The organism is Ideonella sp. P3_A4 (genome assembly GCF_056403075.1).
Genome location: NZ_JBFUGE010001347.1, coordinates 1 through 604 on the forward strand (window position 1 = coordinate 1; position 604 = coordinate 604).

Consider the following 604-nt stretch of genomic DNA (forward strand, 5'->3'; position numbering starts at 1 on the left):
CAGCCACCATCCGCGCGCTGGCCGCCGGAGGACGGACAGCCCGAGCGGATGCCGGAGCGGGCACGCTTTTCCCAAGGGCACTGGGCATCGATACCGAGGTCATGAACGGCAGSCATTGGCWGATGACGTTCCAAGTGACTCAAASCTTCAACMCGGCTGTGCGCTTAACGTTCGACGTAAGGGGCGGCYTGCGGCCTGCCGCAAGACGTCCCCTTGACGGAGGGGTTAGGCGACGCTGCATTGGACTTGGCTTGCCGGCGAGAGATGTTGCCCAACATGCGACCTCAGCCCTTTGTTGGAAGAGGCTTCGCGACAGGTTGGAACTCCAACTCTCTTGCATAGCCGACAAGTTGCTCAAGCACAGAGCGTCCGAGCGCCGCCTTTGGCTCTGGATGGAGTAGGAGCAGACCAACACCTGCAGCCAAGTTGACTTCGGGGTGGTATTTGGTCAACTTCTTGTCAACGTAAGTCCAGTCGTGATACGCCAGAAGCTTGCCTCGTACCCTTGGCTTGGTGAGGCCGTCTTCGAGCGGCCGATCGATGATGAGTAGCAGCGTGGCTGCATGCGTCAGCGCATCGATGTTCAAGCCGTCAAGGAATCCGA

Annotated in this window: 1 protein-coding gene; it reads right to left on the bottom strand. The window is 59.8% G+C overall.

All coding sequences use genetic code 11. From position 1 onward, the window contains the following. Positions 1-284 precede the first annotated feature (284 nt). Positions 285-604 (bottom strand): hypothetical protein (locus AC1DYI_RS37950; RefSeq protein ID WP_477209200.1); only part of this gene is annotated, 320 nt, incomplete at its 5' end.